Annotated in this window: 15 protein-coding genes and 1 tRNA gene; 8 read left to right on the top strand and 8 right to left on the bottom strand. The window is 50.6% G+C overall.

The annotated features are described in order from the left end of the window. Window positions 1-20: 20 nt before the first annotated feature. Both JHL22_RS01990 and JHL22_RS01995 read right to left on the bottom strand, forming a co-directional pair. Window positions 21-359: a helix-turn-helix domain-containing protein gene (locus JHL22_RS01990; RefSeq protein WP_200233282.1), complete on the bottom strand. Its 339-nt coding sequence runs from the start codon at window positions 357-359 to the stop codon at window positions 21-23. Window positions 360-445: 86 nt separating this feature from the next. Further along, entirely contained in the window at window positions 446-1,363 is a 918-nt protein-coding gene (locus JHL22_RS01995) for a LysR family transcriptional regulator (RefSeq protein ID WP_200233283.1), read from the bottom strand. A 122-nt stretch (window positions 1,364-1,485) separates the two neighbouring features. On the opposite strand from JHL22_RS01995, the gene JHL22_RS02000 reads away from it, so the two are divergent. From JHL22_RS02000 to JHL22_RS02010, 3 genes are all read left to right on the top strand, one after another. Further along, a complete protein-coding gene (locus JHL22_RS02000; protein ID WP_200233284.1) occupies window positions 1,486-2,472 on the top strand; it encodes a Bug family tripartite tricarboxylate transporter substrate binding protein in 987 nt (328 codons plus the stop codon). A gap of 14 nt (window positions 2,473-2,486) precedes the next feature. Beyond that, the gene (locus tag JHL22_RS02005; RefSeq protein ID WP_200233285.1) at window positions 2,487-4,073 is read left to right on the top strand and encodes a sulfatase family protein; all 1,587 of its coding nucleotides are present in this window, start codon (window positions 2,487-2,489) and stop codon (window positions 4,071-4,073) included. A gap of 113 nt (window positions 4,074-4,186) precedes the next feature. Then, the gene (locus tag JHL22_RS02010) at window positions 4,187-5,176 is read left to right on the top strand and encodes a Bug family tripartite tricarboxylate transporter substrate binding protein (protein WP_200233290.1); all 990 of its coding nucleotides are present in this window, start codon (window positions 4,187-4,189) and stop codon (window positions 5,174-5,176) included. 59 nt (window positions 5,177-5,235) lie between these two features. On the opposite strand, the gene JHL22_RS02015 is transcribed toward JHL22_RS02010, so the two are convergent. Both JHL22_RS02015 and JHL22_RS02020 read right to left on the bottom strand, forming a co-directional pair. Then, complete coding sequence (locus tag JHL22_RS02015; RefSeq protein WP_200233292.1) at window positions 5,236-5,814, bottom strand: DUF924 family protein; 579 nt, start codon at window positions 5,812-5,814, stop codon at window positions 5,236-5,238. A gap of 63 nt (window positions 5,815-5,877) precedes the next feature. Next, the gene (locus tag JHL22_RS02020; protein ID WP_169292979.1) at window positions 5,878-6,099 is read right to left on the bottom strand and encodes a hypothetical protein; all 222 of its coding nucleotides are present in this window, start codon (window positions 6,097-6,099) and stop codon (window positions 5,878-5,880) included. A gap of 123 nt (window positions 6,100-6,222) precedes the next feature. Between JHL22_RS02020 and JHL22_RS02025 the strand changes: the two genes are divergently transcribed. Continuing rightward, window positions 6,223-6,903 (top strand): type 1 glutamine amidotransferase domain-containing protein, encoded by a 681-nt coding sequence (locus JHL22_RS02025; RefSeq protein WP_200233293.1) that lies wholly within the window; start codon window positions 6,223-6,225, stop codon window positions 6,901-6,903. 77 nt (window positions 6,904-6,980) lie between these two features. Here JHL22_RS02025 and JHL22_RS02030 read toward each other — a convergent pair. Next, window positions 6,981-7,056: transfer RNA gene (locus JHL22_RS02030), tRNA-Thr, on the bottom strand. A gap of 120 nt (window positions 7,057-7,176) precedes the next feature. On the opposite strand from JHL22_RS02030, the gene JHL22_RS02035 reads away from it, so the two are divergent. After that, the gene (locus JHL22_RS02035; RefSeq protein ID WP_200233296.1) at window positions 7,177-7,419 is read left to right on the top strand and encodes a hypothetical protein; all 243 of its coding nucleotides are present in this window, start codon (window positions 7,177-7,179) and stop codon (window positions 7,417-7,419) included. 9 nt (window positions 7,420-7,428) lie between these two features. Here JHL22_RS02035 and JHL22_RS02040 read toward each other — a convergent pair whose 3' ends face one another. Together JHL22_RS02040 and JHL22_RS02045 are read right to left on the bottom strand one after the other, a co-directional pair. Further along, the gene (locus JHL22_RS02040; protein ID WP_200233298.1) at window positions 7,429-7,692 is read right to left on the bottom strand and encodes a hypothetical protein; all 264 of its coding nucleotides are present in this window, start codon (window positions 7,690-7,692) and stop codon (window positions 7,429-7,431) included. Window positions 7,693-7,776: 84 nt separating this feature from the next. Continuing rightward, complete coding sequence (locus JHL22_RS02045; protein WP_200233299.1) at window positions 7,777-8,967, bottom strand: acetylornithine transaminase; 1,191 nt, start codon at window positions 8,965-8,967, stop codon at window positions 7,777-7,779. Between the two features lie 235 nt (window positions 8,968-9,202). Here JHL22_RS02045 and JHL22_RS02050 point away from each other — a divergent pair, with 235 nt between their 5' ends. Together JHL22_RS02050 and gluQRS are read left to right on the top strand one after the other, a co-directional pair. Continuing rightward, complete coding sequence (locus JHL22_RS02050; RefSeq protein ID WP_200233301.1) at window positions 9,203-9,661, top strand: Smg family protein; 459 nt, start codon at window positions 9,203-9,205, stop codon at window positions 9,659-9,661. Next, the gene (gene gluQRS, locus JHL22_RS02055) at window positions 9,639-10,571 is read left to right on the top strand and encodes a tRNA glutamyl-Q(34) synthetase GluQRS (protein ID WP_200233303.1); all 933 of its coding nucleotides are present in this window, start codon (window positions 9,639-9,641) and stop codon (window positions 10,569-10,571) included. Before JHL22_RS02050 ends, gluQRS begins: the two co-directional genes overlap by 23 nt. Here gluQRS and JHL22_RS02060 read toward each other — a convergent pair. Beyond that, window positions 10,534-13,116, bottom strand: coding sequence for a GDYXXLXY domain-containing protein (locus JHL22_RS02060; RefSeq protein WP_200233304.1), 2,583 nt, complete (start codon window positions 13,114-13,116; stop codon window positions 10,534-10,536). The two genes, gluQRS and JHL22_RS02060, sit on opposite strands and share 38 nt — an antisense overlap. A 144-nt stretch (window positions 13,117-13,260) precedes the next feature. Here JHL22_RS02060 and JHL22_RS02065 point away from each other — a divergent pair, with 144 nt between their 5' ends. Next, window positions 13,261-15,963, top strand: a complete 2,703-nt coding sequence (locus JHL22_RS02065) for a DNA topoisomerase III (RefSeq protein ID WP_200233307.1) — start codon at window positions 13,261-13,263, stop codon at window positions 15,961-15,963. Window positions 15,964-16,007: the final 44 nt, after the last annotated feature.

Raw genomic sequence — 16,007 nt, forward strand, 5'->3', positions numbered from 1 at the left:
TTTTTGTGTGTACCTTTTACTTAATCGGGAGGTCGGGTTTTTTTGCATGAAGACGTTGATTCATCTTCAAGACAATCAATGAAAATGGCAGACCGGCCAGGGAAAATAGCTGTCAACTCGAGCTTGCCGCCCAGGCTTTCAACATAGTGGCTGATAGAGGAAAGCAGCATGTCATGACGTTTTTCAAGACGGGAAACGGTGTCCTGCCCAACGCCCATGGTTTCTGAGAGATCTGCCTGTGTCAGCTTGACCATTTTGCGCAGCTGTTTCAGCGTAGCGCGCTGCATGGCGAAAACATCGCCTTTGGCGCTGTTTTCAGACGCTTTTGCAATGGCTGTGTTGTCACGCTTTTTTGACATGTAAGTTTTCTCGATATGGATCAGAGTGCATATTATGCATCACAATACATATGAGTTCAAGCGCATATTTAGATTTTTAAAAAAGTTTATGAATTAACTTTTTCAGACTTCATCATGGCACACACTTTATTAATTAAATTTGCGTTGGGCGCATAGATACTGTCTTTATGGGTATACAAAACCATTTCCCCGAAATTAACGGTTTGGGTTGTGGGCAGTATGTGTAAAATGCCCTGATCAATGAAATATTGCGCAATCCCCAGTGGCAAAGCCGCAATCAGGTTTTGTCGTTCAAGCAAAATGACATTGCTCATGGTAACGCTTGACCTGATCAGGATATGCGGCTGGTTAAGCCCGTACCGGTCGCACAGCTCTATTAACCGAAGGTTGGCATATGTGTCTTCTGGCGGAAAAATCCAGTTGCACTGATGCAGGTCATCTGAAGTAATCCGGGCTTTGCTTGCCAGGGGATGCTGACGGCCACACACCAGTACCATGGGTTCATAATCAAGAATAATCCGGTTAAAACCGGTTAGGTCAATCTGTTCGCTGCTACGCCCGATAACCAGATCCAGCTTACCGACCCGCAGCTTTTCCAGTAACGGCAGTACCGTACCATCTTCAATGCTCACTTGCAGGCCTTTGACGTGCTCCATTAAAGAACAGACCAGTTCCGGCACAATGGAAATCGTGGCGGTTGGCAAGGCACCAATTTTCAGGCAACGCTGACGGCTTTGTCCCAAACGGGCAAGCTCATCCTGAATGCGCTGTGCCGAATGCAGAATTTCACGTGCATAGGGTATGAGCATTGCGCCAAAAACAGTGGGTACCGTTCCGCTGGCACTGCGATCAAACAGCGTGAAACCAAGCTCTGCCTCTATTTGGGCAAGTACTTTAGAGGCTGCTGGCTGGGTCATGTGCAACAGCTCAGCGGATCGACGAAGGTTTGCCGTCTCGGCCAAGGAAGTGATTAATTCAGCCTGGCGTTTTTTCAGGAAAAACATGGTAGATGCCAATTTGGTTATCAGGTTAGTCCAAAAATGAATTTTACAGTTATCAAGGGGTGTGGAACAATCGTCAAAAACAAATAAATCATTGACGCTAAATATAATGTTCGGAGACTGAAGTGAAATATACCCCATTTAAATACATCGGGGCGGGTTTGACCGCCCTTTGCGTTAGCATCACGGCTGTTAAAGCAACCCCCTTGCCCGACCAGATCAGCGTGATCGTGCCTTTTGCTCCCGGTGGAGCGGTTGATGTACTTACCCGTCTGCTAACAAGGCAACTGGCCACTGAAACCGGCACCAATTTCATTGTGGAAAACAAACCAGGGGCCGGTGGTGCAATTGCTGCTGCACAAGTAGCCAGAGCCAAGCCCGATGGCCGTACTATTCTTATGGGCACCACCAATACACATGGCATCAACACACACCTTAACCCCCAATTAAAGTATGACCCGGTCAAGGATTTCACACCCATTGCCGATGTCGCGGAAAATATTGTTATTTTGGCAGCCAATGCAAATTTTCCAGCCCAGAATCTGACAGAAACCATCGAGTTGCTACGCAAGGAACCCGGGAAATACAGTTTTGGTTCACCGGGCATTGGTTCCGTTCATCAAATGGCAATGGAGCAATTCAAAGATAAACTGGCACTGGATGTCGTACACGTTGCCTATAAAGGTGCAGGTCCGGCTATGGCCGATACGGCAGCAGGAAACGTACAGCTTGTCATGGCCGGCATTGCACCCGCTATGCCCTTTTTACAAGACAAACGCATTAAGATCCTGGGGATCGCCAATCCCAAAAGCGATATGTTCTCAGGCGTCAAGGAGGTAGCCAACATACAGTACTTCTCTGATATACAGCCTGAAACAGCAGCCCAGTCATGGATTGCCCTGTTCGCTCCGGCAGGAACCGATACCAGCATTGTTAATCAACTGCATGGTGCCGTACAGAAAATACTCACTTCAGATTCATTCAAAAAAGAACTAATACCGATGGGTATGGTGCCCAACATCTCAAGCCGGGATGAGTTTTCCACAAAAGTACAGGAAAACATGGCCTTCTGGAAAAAAACAATACAGCAACCCGCTACCACTAACCAATAATTAAAGGGTAAATCATGACTAAACCCGTCAATTTTCTAATCTTTATCGCTGACCAGCTACGTGCAGACCATTTGGGCTGTTATGGCAACCAGGTAGTTAAAACCCCTGTGATTGACGCACTGGCCCGTCGGGGGTTCCATTTTACCAATATGCATGTGGCCACACCCATTTGTATGCCCAACCGCGCCAGCATGATGACGGGCCGGTATCCTTCCGTGCATGGTGCACGGCATAACGGCATTCCGCTTTCACTTAAAGCCAAGACTTTTGTAGACAGCTTGCGCCTTGCCGGGTACAACACCGCCCAGGTTGGCAAAATCCATTTGCAGAACATGACCAGCATGGAGCCGCTCTGGCCGCTAGAACCGGAAGAACGCACCAGGCTTGAGGCATTTGAACCCGACGACGGCAACTACAACCAGGAAAAACGTGACCGTTGGCTAGAGAGCAATGATTATGATCTTGACTATCCTTATTACGGTTTTGAAAAAGTCAAACTGGTGGATGACCATGCCGATATCGTACACGGCCATTATCGTTACTGGCTGCGGCAGAATATCCCCAATGGAGAAAGCCTGATTGGCCCTGAAAACGCCATCCCCACCCCGGATTATCAATTGAGCAAAGTTGGTCAGGCATGGCGCACACGGTTAACGGTAGATCAATACCCATCTGCCTATATTGCCAATCGCAGCATGGATTTACTTGAAGACTACGCCCAAAGCAAGCAACCCTTCTTTCTTCAGGTTTCCTTTCCCGATCCCCACCACCCGTTCACACCACCGGGAGAGTACTGGGACATGTACAAACCGGAAGACATGACGCTGCCAGACTCTTTTTATTCTGAACATGAGCGTCCTGAACACGTAAAATGGCTGCATGAAAAACGTGACTCGGGCACTGCCGCTAAAAAAGGAACAGCCGCTTTTGCCTGCGATGAACGTGAAGCCAAAGAAGCCCTTGCCCTGAACTATGGATCCATCAGCAATATTGACGCTCAGATAGGCAGGGTTCTGGACAAGCTGGAAGAAACAGGGCTGGCTGATAATACCGTGGTGATTTTTACCAGTGACCATGGTGACTTTCTGGGTGACCACCAGCTGCTTCTGAAAGGCCCTCTTCATTATCGCGGCCTGACCCGGGTACCCTTCATCTGGGCAGATCCCGTAAACCCCGAGCTAAAAACCGGCGATAGTTCCAATGCATTAACCAGTACGATTGATCTGGCACCCACCATTCTTAACCGCGCGGGAGTTCCCCTGTTTAATGGTATCCAGGGTAAAGATATGGCGCCCGTTATCATTGGTCAAATCGACAAGTTGCGTGATGCGCTGCTCATTGAGGAAGAGGGCCAGCGCGTAATTCTGGGTTTGAATACACGGATCCGCTGCCGCAGCTTGCTGACGCAACAATATCGCATGACTATTTATGACACCGCATCCTGGGGTGAGCTCTACGATCTGGAAAAAGACCCCAATGAACTGAACAACTTATGGAACAACAAAGACATGGCTGGTATAAAGGCAATGATGATGGAAAAACTGGCATACACCAACCTGGAATTGGTCGATAAAAGCCCTTACCCGACAGCATTGGCCTGATTTCAAAAAATAAAAAATATTAATTTTGCGCTTGCATTTACTGTGAGGGCTTGGCCTGTTAAATCCGGCTACCACCAACATCAGTATCAAAATTACACGGAGACGAATTCAAAATGAAAACACAGACACTAATGATTAAAAACGGCATGGCTGCTGTATTGCTGGCCACAGCAATTTTTGGTGGACAAGCGCTGGCCGCCTACCCTGAAAAACCAGTCACGATCATCATCAACTATCCGGCCGGAGGCGCGCTTGACCTGGCAACCCGAGCGCTGGCAACCAATCTTGGCAAACAGTTCAACCAGCCCATTGTGATTGAAAACAGGCCCGGTGCTTCGGGCATTATTGGTGCCGAGAACGTGTCACGCCAGAAACCCGATGGCTACACCATGCTGGCAACCATTGACTCCCTGCTAACGGTTAACCCCTACATTTACAAAAATACAAAGTTTGATCCTGCAAAATCCCTGGACCTGGTAGGCTTGATGGGCACCTTCAACCAAGTCCTGATGGTTAACAAGGCAAGCAAGATCAAGGACATCAAGGGCTTGGCGGCACTTGCCAAAGATCGTGACCTGAACTATTCATCGGCCGGTCCAGGCACCCCGGGGCACCTGACGATGGAGAGTTTTCGTCTGGCCACAAACCTTAACATGCTGAATATTCCTTTTAACGGCAATGCACCAGCCATGAATGCCCTGCTGGGCAATCAAGTTGATGCCGGCTTTCTGGTCATGGGTGGTTCAACCCTGCAACATATCCAGGCGGGTACGCTGATCCCCATCGCTACTTCTGGCAAAACGCGTGAACCCAAACTGCCAGACATTCCAACGGTCGCAGAAAGCGGTCTGGCCGGTCTTGAGGATTTTGACATGCAGTTCGCTTTTTTCCTGATGGCCCCTAAAGGACTGGATCCGGCCATTACAGAAAAATGGCATCAAGCGCTTGGCAAGGCAATGCAATCAGACGAGGTAAAAGCGCAATTTAATACGCTAACTATCCAATTGGTTAACGGTAGCCAGGAAGAAGCCCAGCGTTGGGTAGCGGAATATGGCTCAAAAATGCGTCAGGTTATTGCAGACGCGGGCATCAAGGTTGAATAGTTAAAAAGGAATTATCGCTTAAGGACTTACTGATTAAGCAAAAGGGGATCACCGAAAAACTAATCCGGTGCCCCCTGCGCCTGGCGAACAAACTCTTCCAGCATTTGGGTCAGGTTTTTACAAAAGGCAATTTCTTCTTCACTGGACGCGCGTCCCAGGATTTTATTGCGGGTTGGGTAACGGCCAAATTTATCTATCATGCCTTTGTGCTGAATTTCATGTTCCAGCGTTGCCACATCACCCAGCTCGGTAAACAGGACCAGCGCTTTTTCATGAATAAGCCGTGACTCCGAATGCATGAACGGCATGATGACGAATTTTTTTTCCATGGCGGACAGCGTTTGGTATTCGGGCAGTTTGATGGCCTCCTGGGCCAGAACCAGCGCTATGCCATCCTGGCTGAAGGCCTGCGGGGTATCACGCCATATATTGCGCGAAAACTGGTCCAGCACAATAATTTCAGCCAGACGCCCTTGCATGGTGGCACGCCATTCATCACACTCGCCACGCGCCGCCGCTTCGCAAGTATCGCCAAAGCGCTCGCGAATGGCCTGGTCGTAAGTGTTACCACCTTGAAACCACATTTGTGGTGTGCTTTCAACGAACCAGAAGTGAAGAACATCTTGAACGATTTGCATGGGAGCATCCTGTTTTGTTTGTTAACGGGAAATATCTTTTCGGATCATACTGCAGTTCAATCTTTATTTGTTCATTTCCAACTCTCTTAATGCAAGAATTAATTTATCGACATCTGTTGCAGGATTACTGCTATTCATTGCTTCATTATGTCTACGTAATCTATCTGCATTTTCAAGCGCGGTATTCAATTTATTTTTCAGCTGACTATAAACACCTCTTCCACCTTTTGCATACTTAGCAAATCCAGGTTTGGTTTTTAACTTTGAAACAACCTGATCTCCCACTGATTTTTTTCCTTTGACCTAATGATGCACCAGCACAGGATGCAAACTAGTATCTAGCTCATCGACTACCAGCACCACGATCATATACAATCAAAGAAACAATCTTGCCAATGGGAGACAATAATGTCCATACTGATCGTACTAACGTCTAACGACAAAATGGGTGATTCGGGTAAAGCAACCGGGGTGTGGCTGGAAGAATTCCTGGCCCCCTATTATGTTTTTAACGACAGGGGAATTTCTGTAGAGCTGGCAAGCCCCAAAGGCGGAGCGGTGCCGATTGACCCAGCTTCGGTTGCCGCCCTTGAAGAATCCGCTTTGTACAAGCGTTACAAGAATGACACCAAGCTGCAGCAGTTGCTGCAAAACACCGTCGTGCTGAAAAAAACCTTCGCGACCGGCCACGATGCCATTTTCTATCCTGGTGGGCATGGCCCTTTATGGGATCTTCGTTACGATGAGCACTCAAAAAAACTCATTCAGGATTTCTGGAATAACGACAAAATTGTTGCGGCCGTTTGTCATGCCGGATGCGTTTTGCTGGACGTCATCAACCAAGATGGCACTGCGCTTGTCAAAGACAAAAAACTGACCGGCTTCAGCAATGAAGAGGAAATAGCGGTTGCCTGTGAGAGTATTGTTCCCTATTTGCTTGAAACCGAATTGATTAATAAAGGCGCCCAATTCAGCAAGGCGGGAAATTGGGAAGCGCACGTGGTGATTGATGGCAGGCTGATTACCGGACAGAACCCGGCTTCTTCAGAAAAAGTGGCCCTGGCACTGGTTAAAATGCTGAAAAGATAAAAGGCTACACAGGGGCTACACAGATCACAAAACAAAAACGCCAACCCGTTAAGATTGGCGTAAGTGCTTGTTGTTATTGGTGCCGCTTGCCGGAATCGAACTGGCGACCTTTTCATTACGAATGAACTGCTCTACCAACTGAGCTAAAGCGGCTTGTTATTATTAGTTAAGCGTTAAATTCTATCATTTGAATGGCCAATCGTGCAAATGAACCCGACATATTTTACAAAAACCGCTAAACTGACACTTTAGTCTTTATGTGAACACGCAATCATGACATCACTGCCCAAATTTGCCCCTAACGGCTGGCGCCGCCACAGCAACGGTATTCTTGAGCATGTTTCAGGGCTCCAGTTTGAACCCGACCAGGCTGGTGGCATGAAACTGGTTCAATCCTCTCTACTGGTTTTTATTGAAAACGTAAAAAACGAAGGGGTTAGCCAGGCACAGGCCGAACGCCTGCTCAAAAAGCTCACCGTGCAGGCCAAAGAACACTTCATTGGCCTGCTGCATTAATGCACTCAGTTATTCTTCCAGGCTGTCCAGCAACTCGGCTATTTCATCCTGGTAGGTTTCCATCATTTCTTCAGGCAGTTCCAGTTCCTGCCTGTGCGCTATAAAGCTTTCGGCACAAATAGTTAGCGATTTGGCAACGGCTTGCCTGTCGGTCACGTTGGCCATAAGCGCATAAAGCCCATGCTGCAAAGCAGCCTGCTGGGCCATGCTTTGGTTCAGATTATAGTAAAGCTCAATAACCAGCGCTCTCAACTCGTCAATTTCATTGTTCATGAGATACGATTCCTTTTAATACAAAAGAGAGGCTCCTGTTAATGGACAAGGAGCCAAGCTTTCTGTGAAAAAACACTTGATTGCTTACTGGCGAACTTGCGCAATCAGCTCATCAAGCCAGCTTAGCATCAGATCAATTTCTTCTTTGCTAATATTAAGGGCAGGCATGAAACGCAACAGGTTGGTACGTGGTGCGTTCAGTAGCAGGCCTTCAGGCGCGCGGGTGCGGGCAGCTTCTACAATGGCATTACCATCTTCACGGTCTAGTATCAGGGCCCGTAACAGGCCCAGGCCACGCTCGCCTTTCATTCCCCATTTGGCAGACAGCTTATTCAGGCCATCGGACAGGTATTGGGCACGCTCATTAATGTTTTCCATAAAACCCGGTGCATTCAGCACATCAAACACCGCCACACCTGCAGCGGTCATTACCGGGTTGCCATTGTAGGTACCACCCTGGTCGCCATGCTCAAAGCAGGCCACTTCTTCACGGCACAACAAGGCTGCCAATGGCACCCCACCACCAATGCCTTTACCCAGAGTCATGATGTCGGGCTCAATATCATAGTGCTGGTAAGCAAACATGGTGCCGCAACGACCCATGCCGGTTTGCACTTCGTCCACTATTAGCAAAATGCCTTTCTCGCGGGTTAAGGCACGCAGTTCTTGCATGAACTGGGTATCGGCGGGAATCACACCGCCCTCACCCTGCACCGGTTCCAGCATGACCGCAACCGTCTGGTCATCAATCAGCTCGCGCACCGAATCCAGATAGTTCATGATGGCTTTTGGAAAACCGTCAACCTGGGGGGCAAATTTTTTGTCCCAGCCGGCCTTGCCAGACGCGGACATGGTGGCCAGGGTACGACCATGAAAACTGTGTTCAAAGGTAATGATTTTGTAAGCGCCATTGCGATGGAGTTGTCCCCATTTACGGGCCAGCTTGATCGCGCCTTCGTTGGCTTCGCCGCCGCTATTGGCAAAGAACACACGGTCGAAGCAGGAAGCGCTGGTAAGGCGATTGGCCAGGTCTATGGACGGCTGGTTGTAAAACCCGGGGGACGGGTTAATTAACACTTTGGCCTGGTGCTCTATGGCATTGACCACTTCAGGTGGGCAATGACCCAGGCAGTTAACGGCCCAGCCCTGCATAATGTCAAGGTATCGTCGGCCATCCTGGTCTTCCAGCCAGGAACCTTCCCCTTTAACAAAGATCAGATCGGGGCGGGAGGTGATTTCCATTAACGACTTTACGTCAGCAGGATTAAATGCCATGACAATTCCTTTCAGAGGCAATGAACTAAACAAAATAGACACCGCATTTTAGTCAAAATACCCGTGGCTGTGCGATTAAAAACCAATTCTGTGGGCAAAGTCACACACCCGTACCTGGCTGAAACAACGATCGCCTCCCAAAAGTTCATGCACCTTTATTTTTAGCGATTCTTTTGGCTATTTTCAGTTATCATGAAGCCTGTCTTTGAATAAACCTTTTTCGGAAATTACAACTATGTTCGATGTTCTGGTTTATCTCTTTGAAAATTACTATACACCAGATGCATGTCCATCTACCGATGTGCTAACCAAGCGTTTAGTGGCTGCTGGCTTCGAACATGAAGACATCAGCGACGCTATTGGCTGGCTGTATGGTCTTGCCGAAACCACCGAACAAAGCGGTGAGTTGTCGGACATGTCTAACACCAGCACACGTGTTTATGCAAAACATGAACAACTGCATCTGGGCACCGAGGCCATCGGTTTTCTTTATTTTCTTGAAAGCTCCGGTGCCATCACACCTGCACTGCGTGAGATCGTGATCGACCGCGCCATGGCCACCCCCGATGCCCCGGTCTCCCTTGAACATTTCAAAATCATTACCTTAATGGTGCTCTGGAGCCAAGAGGCCGAAGTAGATCATCTGGTACTGGAAGAACTGCTCGCCGAAGATGGGGCCAAACTCCTGCACTAATTACATTGGTCGTTTTGCGCCCAGCCCCAGCGGGCCGTTACACGACGGCTCGCTGGTGGCCGCCATGGCCAGCTTTCTTGATGCCCGCGCCCACCAGGGCCAGTGGCTGCTGCGCATTGAAGACATTGATACCCCGCGTGTGGTTGCCGGGGCCGACCGCATTATCATGCAGCAATTGCAGGCCCTTGAGATGCACTGGGACGGCAAGGTTATTTGGCAGTCTTCACGCCTGAATCGTTATCAGGACGTTTTTAACCAGTTAAAAGAACGCGGGCTGATATACGGCTGTGCCTGCACCCGCAAGGAAATTGCCAGTAACGCGATTAAAAACGGCAGGCTTGGCCTGAACGGCGAACGCCCTTATGCCGGTACCTGCCGCCATGGCATTGCCGGCAACCGCCCTGCCCGGGCCTGGCGCCTTGTCATGCCCGAAGGCATAACCCGTTTTGTGGACCGCTGGCAGGGAGAACAAAGCCAGGATGTTGTCAATGAAGTGGGGGACATTATTGTTAAACGTGCCGATGGCCTGTTTGCCTACCAACTGGTGGTGGTGATTGATGACCATGACCAGGGCATCACGGACATTGTGCGGGGTAATGACCTGTTAAGCTCTACCGCCCGCCAGCATTGCATTGCCCACATGCTGGGTTATGCCCCCCCTCGCATGATGCATGTACCGTTGGTGCTGGACGCAGCAGGGCGCAAACTGTCCAAACAGAACCACGCCACCGCGATAGATTTGCAAAACCCGCTGGCCAGCCTGGGCAAAGCCTGGCAGGCGCTGGGGTTTGCCCCCTTGCCGGCCGGCAGCGTAACGCAATTCTGGCAACAGGCCGTGCCCGTGTGGCACCGGCGCTTTGGTTTGACAACGTTTACAGTTGATTCAGGTTTTCATCCAGCAGGCCGCTAAGCAGGGCCTTGCCATCTTTGCGAACCCGGAACTCGCCATATTTGGCCTGCGCGAAATGGTTGCCCTTGCCTTCGGGAAAAAAGTACTCGTGTGAGGCCAGGGATACGGTTCCGAAGGGGCCGGTTTTGTAACGCATGATGACTGTATTGCCATCGGCCAGAACCATACTGGGATAGGTTTCGGAAATACCGGCAAGCGATGCCACCCCTTTGTCATCTATAGCCAGAATGGCGTATCCTTGCGTTACTTTTTGAGCACTATCAGCATTTTCGGTAGATTTCTTTGCCCATACTGCCGTGCGCAAATGATCCACCAGTTCAAAATTCAGCGACATATAGTCACCCTGCATCAGCGAGCGCGGATCAACCGGTGCCAGCGCCAGCACCACGCGCTGACCGGTTCGCAAAATAGTTTCATTAGTCCAGATCCCCCAGTTGGCCACGGCCAATACCGACACCACACCCAGAGCCGTCATGAGCGGTAGCAAGCCGCGTGCTTTGGCGGGTGCTTCAGAAGTGGACAGTGCCTCTGGCGCCTGGACAGTTGCCATGGCGTGCTCTTCCTGGTCCTTGCGCAGCCAATGGCGGCAGGCAATGGTTACCGTCAGCAGCACCAGACCGGTGCCCAGTAGCAGGAAAGCCTTTTGCAGCAGGCTTAACTCCATCTGATAATAAAACATCCAGAGGAAGCCGATCATGGCTACCGTTCCGGCCCCCCCAAGGACCCAGTCACGGCACTGGTAAGCCAGCAGTACCAGTATCAGGCCATACACCACCCCATTGCCATTGCCCCAATACAGGCACAACACAAACACCAAGGCAGCGGCCAGCCAGGTAAACCGGCCCGCCCCTTCCTGCTTGCGCATGCCCCAAACCACCAGGGCCGCTGGCAGGAACTGGAATACAATATTGCCCCAATTACCCACTTTCAAGGGGTTTAACCCCGCCAGGACAGTCCTGAACATGTCAAGCGGCCCCAAAACCTGCCCCAGGCCCGGTTCCCAGCTGGTTTCCACGGTATTGAATACTGTCAATACCAGCGTTGTCATGGCCAAAGCCCACGCCAGCGGACGCAGGCCGTTACGTTCATACTGATGCGTGCAAACAAACAGCACCACCGAGGCCAGCGCCAGCCAGGGAACCGAATGCAAAGACAGTGTGAAAAATGCGACTTCGGTCGCCCTATAACTGTCATCAACCCACATAAAGGTATACAACACCAGCAATATCAATCCAATCGCCTGCGCGGCGGACAGGAAGCGCACCCACCCCTGTCTGAACATAACATAAACCGCCATGCTGACCGCGGCAATGGCACTGGCGTGCAGGCGCAACACTGCCCGCACTTCGGGGCTGAAGAAATCATCATGGATTTCCAACAGCGAGGCCGCCATCATGCCAAGTCCAATCAGCGCCAGCGAACCGGATACCAGGCCATCCTGACCCCGGTCTTTGCCTGAAAAACAGATCACGCCGGCAATCACCAGCAGCAGAATACCGCTACTCAGAAACGACACGTTCATCATGGCCAGAAACAGGGCAAACAGCAGGGACACCACCATTACCACACAAACCATCAGCAAGTGAACCGGCCAGAGGCTCTTGTGACCGCGATCGGGATTGTTTTTGCGGTACAGACGATTAATCACAACGGCCCCCAGACCTGCCGTTAACAGCACCAGACTGGCAATCATGAAGAGCGCCAATTCAGGCATACGCCAGAAACTGAAAAAGCTCAAGGAACGGACCAATACCACGGCAGACAAAAACCCGACCAGGTTGGCCAGCATGAAATAATCCACCCGCCGGCGGCTGTAAAACCGGAAACCGGCCACAAACACCAAGGTGGGCACCACCCATACCAGCAGATCTGTCACACTGCTTTTAGCATTACCGTATCCACCATCATCAATGCCCAGCAAAGGCCAAAGACAAAAGAAACCCAGAAAACGCGGCACCAGCCTGAAGCGGTCACCCAAACGCGCAATATTGCATTCGGCCACCACCAGCAAAAGCAGGTTGAACCCGGCAAAAACCAGCGCCTGGTCATAATGCTGGCGACTTAACATGCCCCAAAAATCGTTCATGTACAATTGCCAGGCCAGGTTGATGACCGCACACCATAGCAGGGCAAGCGCTGCATTAGGCGCTGCCAGCAAGAAAGGCAGCATCAAGGCCCCCCAGATGGCAAACAGGGTCCAGGGGTCGGCCCCCGTTTGATACACCTGGCCAATAAGTGCCAGCAGGGCACCGGTAATGACCGCAGCCAGAAACAAGGCTCCCTGACTGCCCGCTCCCGCTTTTGCCTGGCCGGTTTTTTTGGCAGTACGTAAATAAACCAGAAATGCCGACATGCAGGCAATTATAAATAAAAGCTGGATTCCAAGCAGTTTTTGCAAGCCTGAAAAGTAGCTCCAGTTTGCCGCAACCCAAGTAACCACGCCACTTGAGGCAAAGGAAACGCCCGCCACCAGAGCCAGGAAAACCAGGAATCCCTGCCAATAATTTAAAAATAAATATTTCAAATTGTCATCTTGCACTTGCATGAACTGTTTTTCCTCTCGTATTATCCACGCCATACACTTATTAAAACCGGATCGGGTTTCACCATTTTGGTGAAACAGGCAGTATCGTAACGCTATATTTTATAAGATACTCCCAAAGTCCACGGTTTGGATACTCGGAAGCATATGACTAAAACACTGATTATTGCCGAAAAACCATCGGTAGCTCTTGATATTTCAAGGGCCTTGGGCGGGTTCTCCCGCGAAGGTGATTATTTTGAAAGTGACGAATACGTCCTTTCCTCCAGCGTAGGGCATTTATTAACGCTGATCAATCCCGACGATGTCGTCCGGGGCAAGTGGTCGTTCACCCATTTGCCCGCTATTCCGGCCAAAGAATTTGATCTCAAGCCCACCGATAAAAAATCAACCGATCGCCTGAAATTATTAGTGAAACTACTAAAGCGCAAAGATGTCACAGCGATTATTAATGCCTGTGACGCCGGCCGTGAAGGTGAGCTGATATTTCGCTACATTGTGCAGTATTCAGGGGTTAAAAAACCCGTCAAGCGCCTGTGGCTGCAATCCATGACCAAAACGGCCATTGTTGAAGCGTTTGAAAACCTGCGCGACGATGACACCATGAAGCCACTTGAAGCGGCTGCGCGTTCCCGTGCAGAAGCCGACTGGCTGATTGGCATTAACGGCACCCGCGCCATGACCGCCTTCAACAGCAAAGAAGGGGGCTTTTTCAAGACCCCGATCGGGCGGGTGCAAACCCCCACACTGGCCATTGTGTGCGAACGTGAAGAAAAAATCCGCGCCTTCCAGACACGCGACTACTGGGAAGTACATGCCACATTTATAGCAGCAGCCGGCCTGTATGAAGGCCGCTGGTTTGATCCCAACTTCAAGAAAGACGAACTCGACCCCGAGAAAAAAGACAACCGCTTGTGGTCTGTCCCCAGCGCACAGTCCATTGTGGCGGCCTGCCGGGGTAAAAACGGTACGGTTACCGAAGAGTCCAAGCCATCTACCCAGATGTCTCCCGCCCTGTTTGACCTGACCTCATTACAGCGCGAAGCCAACTCCAAGTTTGGCTTTACCGCCAAAACCACCCTGGCCCTGGCGCAAACTCTGTACGAACGCCACAAGGCCTTAACCTACCCGCGTACCGACTCCCGCTACCTGCCCGAAGATTATCTGAGCACGGTCACGCAAACGTTTGACACGTTTTCAGCCAGTGAGTCCCACCTGAACCGGGGTCACAAGCCATTTGCCAGAAAAATCCTGTCCAATGGCTGGGTCAAACCCAACCGTCGCATCTTCGATAATAAAAAAGTGTCTGATCACTTTGCGATTATCCCAACCCAGCAGGTGCCCAAAGAGTTAAGCGAAGCCGAAGCCAAGATTTACGACTTGGTCACCAAGCGCTTCATGGCGGTCTTCTTCCCGCCTGCCGAGTACCGTATCACCACCCGGATTACCGAGGTATCGCAACATCACTTCAAAACCGAGGGCAAGGTCCTGGTCAAGCCAGGCTGGCTGGAGATTTACGGCAAAGAAAGCCAGACAGATGATGCCAACCTGGTACCGGTGGCTAACAGCGAATCGGTACGCACCGAAGATATTGCACCCAAAGCCCTGCAAACCAAGCCCCCCGCACGCTACACCGAGGCCACTTTGCTAAGTGCCATGGAAGGCGCTGGCAAGCTGGTGGACGACGGTGAACTGCGTGAAGCCCTGTCCGAACGCGGCCTGGGTACGCCAGCCACGCGGGCAACCATTATCGAAGGCTTGATCAACGAACATTACCTGCGCCGTGAAGGGCGCGAGCTGGTGCCTTCCGCCAAGGCCCGCCAGCTAATGACGCTACTGACCGGCCTGAATGTCAAAGAGCTGACTTCCCCTGAACTAACCGGCGAATGGGAGCACAAGCTTAAGCAAATGGAACAGGGCAAGCTTGACCGCGAAGCGTTCATGCGCGAGATTGCGCAAACCACCCAGGTCATTGTCAAGCGCGCCAAAGAATATGAACAGGCCACCATTCCCGGTGATTACGCCACCTTGCAAACCCCCTGCCCGCAATGTGGTTCGGTGGTTAAGGAAAACTACCGCCGCTACGCCTGCACCAGCTGTGATTTTTCAATTACCAAGCACCCGGGCGGACGCACGTTTGAAATTCCCGAAGTTGAAGAACTGCTGGAGAAAAAAAACCTGGGCCCGTTAAGCGGCTTCATTAGTAAAATGGGCCGGCCGTTTTCCGCCATTTTGCGCATTACCAATGAAAACAAGCTGGAATTTGATTTTGGCCAGAACGATGAGGACGATGCCGAACCGGTTGACTTCACAGGCCAGACGGCAGTTGGAAAATGCCCCAAATGCAGTGCCGGGGTGTTTGATAATGGCATGAATTACATTTGTGAAAAAGCCGTGGCACAGGAAAAAACCTGCGATTTCAAATCGGGCAAAGTAATTTTGCAGCAGGAAATTGCCAATGAACAAATGGCCAAACTGCTGGAATCGGGCAAAACCGATTTGCTGGACGGATTTGTTTCAAATCGTACCAATCGTAAATTCAAGGCCTTTTTAACCTTGCAGGCAAACGGCAAAATCGGCTTCGAATTTGAACCTCGCCCAGCCAAGGCAGCGTCAAAAACGGCGGCTAAAAAGGCTGTAAAAGCAGCGGCTGATGCCGATGACAAGCCAGCAGCCAAAAAAACCGCTGCCAAAAAAGCCACTAAAACCGCCAGCAAAATCGCCACCAAGACCGCTGCCAAAAAGGCAACAAAAACGGCTGCCAAAAAAGCTGCCTCCAAAACAGCGGTAAAATCAACCACAAGGAAGCTGGCTTCAGACATTCCGGATGATGACGATCCGGCTTTCTGATCCTGTTCCAGACCAAGCCCTGCAGGCATCTTCTGCAGGGCGTA

The organism is Advenella mandrilli (genome assembly GCF_016595155.1).
GTDB lineage: Bacteria > Pseudomonadota > Gammaproteobacteria > Burkholderiales > Burkholderiaceae_B > Advenella > Advenella mandrilli.